The sequence below is a fragment of the Paraprevotella xylaniphila YIT 11841 genome, from assembly GCF_000205165.1.
Classification (GTDB): domain Bacteria; phylum Bacteroidota; class Bacteroidia; order Bacteroidales; family Bacteroidaceae; genus Paraprevotella; species Paraprevotella xylaniphila.
In genome coordinates, this window is record NZ_GL883809.1 from 44326 (window position 1) to 50325 (window position 6000).

The 6000-nt window shown below is 46.8% G+C and carries 4 protein-coding genes; 2 read left to right on the forward strand and 2 right to left on the reverse strand.

Annotation, left to right across the window (positions count from 1 at the left end; translation table 11 throughout):
- Positions 1–163: 163 nt before the first annotated feature.
- Both recJ and HMPREF9442_RS00835 read left to right on the forward strand, forming a co-directional pair.
- Positions 164–1888, forward strand: a complete 1725-nt coding sequence (gene recJ, locus HMPREF9442_RS00830; RefSeq protein WP_008624225.1) for a single-stranded-DNA-specific exonuclease RecJ — start codon at positions 164–166, stop codon at positions 1886–1888.
- Between the two features lie 18 nt (positions 1889–1906).
- On the forward strand, positions 1907–3814 hold the full coding sequence (locus HMPREF9442_RS00835) for a RecQ family ATP-dependent DNA helicase (RefSeq protein ID WP_008624227.1): 1908 nt from the start codon (positions 1907–1909) through the stop codon (positions 3812–3814).
- A 35-nt stretch (positions 3815–3849) separates the two neighbouring features.
- On the opposite strand, the gene HMPREF9442_RS00840 is transcribed toward HMPREF9442_RS00835, so the two are convergent.
- Positions 3850–5040 carry an RICIN domain-containing protein gene (locus HMPREF9442_RS00840; protein ID WP_008624229.1) on the reverse strand — a complete coding sequence of 397 codons (1191 nt, stop codon included), beginning with the start codon at positions 5038–5040 and terminating at the stop codon, positions 3850–3852.
- Positions 5041–5065: 25 nt separating this feature from the next.
- Entirely contained in the window at positions 5066–5881 is an 816-nt protein-coding gene (locus tag HMPREF9442_RS00845) for a CotH kinase family protein (protein WP_008624231.1), read from the reverse strand.
- Positions 5882–6000 lie beyond the last annotated feature (119 nt).

Here is a 6000-nt window from a genome sequence, read left to right on the forward strand (position 1 = left end):
CCGCTTTCTCATAAAGAGAGTAAAAAGCTACCGCAGTTTTCCAAAAAAGATGGGGAAACTGCGGTTTTCTTATATTTTTTTCCTACTTTTACATGAATAACCGTGTGGCCACGTGACAAGCCTCACGCCCGGAGATAGCATAAAAAGGAAAAAAATACATATAATGAACTATAAATGGAAATTAGAACCTCCTACACCGGAAAAACAGGAAGCGGCTGAGAGATTGGCCAAAGAGCTGAACATCAGCCCCATTCTCGGTCGTCTCTTGATAGAACGCAATATCACGACGGTGGCGGATGCCAAGAAATTCTTCCGTCCCTCGCTCACAGGGCTGTACGACCCGTTCATGTTTACCGATATGGACAGGGCCGTAGAGCGCCTGAACAAAGCTTTGGGACGCAAGGAGAGAATCATGGTTTATGGAGATTATGACGTGGACGGTTGCACGGCCGTAGCATTGGTCTACAAGTTCCTGCAACAATATTATTCCAATATCGACTATTATATCCCCGACCGTTACGAAGAAGGGTATGGCGTGTCGGTCAAAGGAATCGACTATGCATACGAAAGCGAGGTCAAACTGATTATCGTGCTCGACTGCGGCATCAAGGCCGTAGATGAAATTGCATACGCCAAGGAAAAGGGTATCGACTTCATTATCTGCGACCACCACGTACCGGACGAAATCCTTCCGCCGGCTGTGGCGATTCTGAATGCCAAACGATTCGACTCAACTTATCCCTATCCCCATTTGTCCGGCTGCGGCGTAGGTTTCAAATTCATGCAAGCTTTCGCACAAAGCAACGGCATCGAGTTCAGCCAACTTATCCCGTTATTGGACCTTTGTGCCGTCAGCATTGCGTCGGACATCGTGCCGATTATGGGAGAAAACCGAATCCTGGCCTACCACGGCCTACGGCAACTGAATGCCAACCCGAGCATCGGGCTAAAGGCCATCATCGACGTATGCGGCTTGTCGGAACGGGAGCTGACCATCAGTGACATCATCTTCAAAATCGGACCGCGTATCAATGCTTCGGGACGCATACAAAACGGAAAAGAGGCCGTGGCGTTGCTTGTGGAAAAAGACTATCAGACAGCGCATGAAATGGCGGAACAAATCAACCGCTACAACGACATGCGCAAAGGCTTGGACAAGTCTATGACGGAGGAAGCAAACGGTATCGTAGAGAAACTGGACAAACAAAGCGAACAAAAATCCATCGTCATTTACAACGAAGAGTGGCACAAGGGGGTTATCGGCATCGTAGCCTCACGCCTGACGGAAATCTATTACCGGCCTTCGGTCGTACTGACCCGCACGGACAATCTGGCCACGGGTTCGGCGCGTTCCGTCTCGGGATTCGATGTCTACAAGGCTATCGAAAGTTGCCGGGACTTATTGGAGAATTTCGGAGGACATACGTATGCTGCGGGCTTGTCCATGAAAGTGGAAAACGTACCGGAATTCCACCGGCGTTTCGAAGCTTACGTGGAAACACATATCCTGCCGGAACAGACTTCGGCCATATTGAACATCGACGCGCAAATAGACTTCAAGGACATCACGCGCAAATTCCACCATGACCTTAAAAAGTTCAACCCTTTCGGACCGGACAATACGAAACCGCTGTTCTGCACGCAACATGTATATGACTACGGGACGAGCAAGGTCGTAGGACGCGAACAAGAACATATCAAATTGGAATTGGTGGACAACAAGAGCAACAACGTCATGAACGGCATCGCTTTCGGGCAAAGTTCACAGGCCCGTTACATCAAGACCAAACGTTCTTTCGATATTTGCTACACTATCGAAGAAAACACACATAAACGGGGCGAAGTGCAACTTCAGATAGAGGACATCCGCCCCTCCGGTAAAGAATAAGCTTCACAAGATCCTCGCATGGAAGACGTTTATCTGTCCATATTGAAAAAGTATTGGGGGTATGACGGGTTTCGCGGCATACAGCGGGAAATCATAGAAAGTATCGGAAACGGACGGGATACTTTGGGGCTTATGCCAACCGGTGGCGGCAAGTCCATTACATTTCAAGTGCCTGCGCTTAGCCGTGAAGGCATTTGTATCGTGGTCACTCCGCTTATCGCTTTGATGAAAGACCAGGTACGTAACTTGCGCGGAAGAGGCATCAAGGCTGCTGCCGTCTATTCCGGACTGTCACGTGAGGAAATCCTCGTTACGTTGGAGAACTGCATTTTCGGCAATTACAAGTTCCTCTATGTATCCCCCGAACGGTTAGCCTCGGATATCTTCCTCGCAAAAGTACGCCACATGCCCGTGAGTTTCCTTACGGTGGACGAGGCGCACTGCATTTCCCAATGGGGCTATGACTTCCGTCCTTCGTACACCCGGATTGCGGAAATCCGTAAAATCCTGCCGGACATTCCGGTTCTTGCCCTGACGGCCACGGCTACGCCTGAAGTGGTCAAGGACATCCAACGCCAGTTGGCCTTCAGGGAAGAGAATGCTTTCCGTATGAGTTTTGAGCGGAAAAATCTGGCTTACATTGTCCGGCATACAGAAGACAAGTTTGGGGAACTCATCCATATTCTGAATAGTACGAAGGGAGCGGCCATCGTATATACCAGAAGCCGACGGAATACCCGGGAAACCACGGAGAAATTACAAGCAGCCGGTATGTCCGCCACCTTTTACCATGCCGGACTGAACGATGCGGAAAAAGACCTTTGCCAACATCAATGGCAAGAGGACAAAATACGGATTATGGTAGCGACCAATGCTTTTGGCATGGGAATCGACAAGCCGGATGTACGTTTGGTCATCCATCTCGACCTGCCGGACTCCATAGAGGCTTACTTCCAGGAGGCGGGGCGGGCCGGACGTGACGGCGCACAGGCTTACGCAGTACTGCTATACCAAAGACACGACCGTACACGCTTGATGAAACGTATCCCCGATACTTTTCCGGACAAGGATGCCATACGGGATGTGTACGAACACATTTGTTATTATTACCAGATGGCCATGGGAGACGGTTACAACGTAACCCGCGAATTCGACTTAGACGAATTCTGCCGTAACTTCAAACACTTTCCGGTCCAGACCGACAGTGCGCTACATTTATTGGAACGGGCAGGCTATATCGAATATACGGAAGAACAAGACAACGCCTCCCGCATACACTTTCTGCTCCGCCGCGACGAGCTATACCGCATTCATGAACTCGAGGCAGAACAGGAACAACTCATCCAATGGGTTTTACGCAGCTATGGAGGCGTGTTCAGCGATTATGTCTTTATGGACGAACGGCGTATTGCGGCTTTATCCGGGCTGACCACAGACCAGGTTTACCATGGACTGTTGGCACTTGGCAGGGCCAGAATCCTCCATTACATCCCCCGCAAAAAAACGCCTTATATCACCTTCTCTTGTAAACGCATCGAAAAGGAACGTATCGTATTCCCTCCTTCCGTGTACGACGAACGCAAGAAAAATTTTAAAGAGCGGATTGAGTCCATGTTATACTATGCAGAAGAGGCTGACTTTTGCCGTAGCAAAGTCCTTTTGCACTATTTCGGTGAAAAAGACGCCCCCCCCTGCGAACAATGTGACGTTTGCCGGAAACGGAAATCTCATCCGCATACGGATGCTACGGACAAACAAATCATCGCACTTATACTGGAGACTTTAAAGGACGGCCAGAAGCACAGTGTGTCGGAAATGACTTTCCCGGGCATTCCCCGTGAAAAGACAGCACAGCTTCTGCACCAAATGATTGAGGAAGAAACCGTACGTATTCAAAATGGCGTATTGTTTCTTCCTCATCCCTGAGAATCTCGTTCCTCAACGTATATGGAACACACTTGCTATTTAATGGCTACTTTCACCGTACGTTTTGTTTCTTCTTCCATCCAAGTAAGAATATAAATACCCTTTCTAAAAGAAGACAAATCTGCTGTCTGGCTTATTCTAAACTGCATGACACATTCACCATTTGCCGCATAAATGGAAGCATGCCCGTCTATTTGCTTCATGTCATTGGACTCAAAATGCAACTGTTTTGTGTCCGGATTATACAATACCCAATACTGACTCTCGCGACCAGACGATTCCACTGAGGTCTCCCCTTTTGCTTCATCTTTCTCAATACGCCATTGCCGGGTATCTTTCAAACTGTTCTCCGAATCATTGGTCCAACTTAACACACTATTTCCATTTTCCGCAGAACCTCCCGCATTATTTATAGCCAATTGGGTCAGCCTATTGACCAATATGTAAGTGTTGCCTGTATTTACCGGTACAAAACTCCATTGTTGACGGTGTTGGGAACTACGCGGTTTACGTAACTCCAACTGTGTTCCTGTTTTATAAATTTCTCCTTCTTTCACGGCACAGTCGTACAAAGCCAAGCCGCTTTCACGATTGACGATCTGATAGTATTCTCCTACCGCCAGAATCTCCCACTGTTGGGTTTCTCGCTCACGAGCCGGCGACCATGTACATACTTTATCCCCTTCGCTGTCTAAAACATCAATGGCATTGCCTGTACCTTTATTAAAAAGACGATAATAAAATCCCGTATCCAACGTAAACTCCGGAGTAGGTTCTTCCATGCTCCCCATCTCTTCCGCTGCTTTGGCAAAAGTATTCGTCAAATATGCGCAATGCGTATGCAGAAATGATTTTAAATAATCTACCCCCTCCTGATATGTACTAAAAAGCACAATCTCATTATAGTCCCGCCGGTCGATAGGCCACTTCTGGAAATTCATGGCTTGCGAACGGTCTATAACTACAGACATACTGTCGATATAATCCATGACGTGCTCTTCTATCCCACGTGCCAGATACTCCTTCCACGTCCGATTTATCAACTGTACGAACCAAGGATCTTTCCACATTTGTAATACCCACTTCTGTGTCAAGTCTCCTCCAAAACCTTTATTTATCATCAAGCTCTCTGATACATCTCCCACGCGGTTGCAATTATTGAAAGCAATATCGTAATCCCATAAAGGTCCCCAATAGAATTTCTGGTCATCTTTCTTCTTGTACATATAGGTACTCCAGAAACCGTCCACATTACCGGTCAACTCTGTTGAAATATACCAAACTGGCCAAAGTCAAGGAATCCACATAAGGACGATATCCCTTTTCCGGATCTGCAAAATCCGAAGAAAACAAGGCATCTTCGAACAATTGCATGTGGTTCTTAATATACTCTATTTGTCTAGGAATAATCACCTCTTCATCCGGAGATTTTACCGTTACCAACACATTACGTTTCGTTTTATAATGTACAGGTTCAGCCGCACCAAAACCATCAACCTCCAAAAAGTATCCACCGGTTATATTAGCACCCTCCGTAGGAATCTCATCCTGTTCATCAATATCCACACGCTTCTTTCTTACTTCCATTTGGTCGGATAGTTGGTAATTACCCAAATATGTACCGTTCAGTATCAAATCCACAAACTGGGCACCGGCCGTAAAAGGCTGTCCGGCAAAATCTCCGATACAGGCAGCCACAGCATTACGAAGCAAAGTTTTATCTGCAAAATTAGCCAACAGTGTCCAACTCTTCGCCTTTGCCCGTTCCGGCCCCATGAATTCCTGCTTTTCGGCAAACTTTATCCTATAAGGTTTCTTATCCAAATTCCAAGTAGAATTTCCACGTCCCCTAACACCTAATGCATCGTACGTCTTCACGCCATTACTGTCTACATAATGCAACACGGCATCCACATAGTCTTCTTTGCTCACTATAGGTCGGCCGCCTTCCGTCTCGATATAAATAGTGGGCAAATCTGTCTGCTGCACGTATTCCTGTGCCTGAAGTTGGAATGTACAGGAGAACAACATCAAAAATAAGCTTAAACTAAGTATTTTTCTTTTCATATCAAATAGATTTATGGTTTCTGCGCGTAAAGGTAATACTTTTTCGTGAGACTTTAAACTCTTAAGCAAAAAAACAAGCGAAAGTCACTTCCAAATTCAATGTAACACCGTCTTTACGC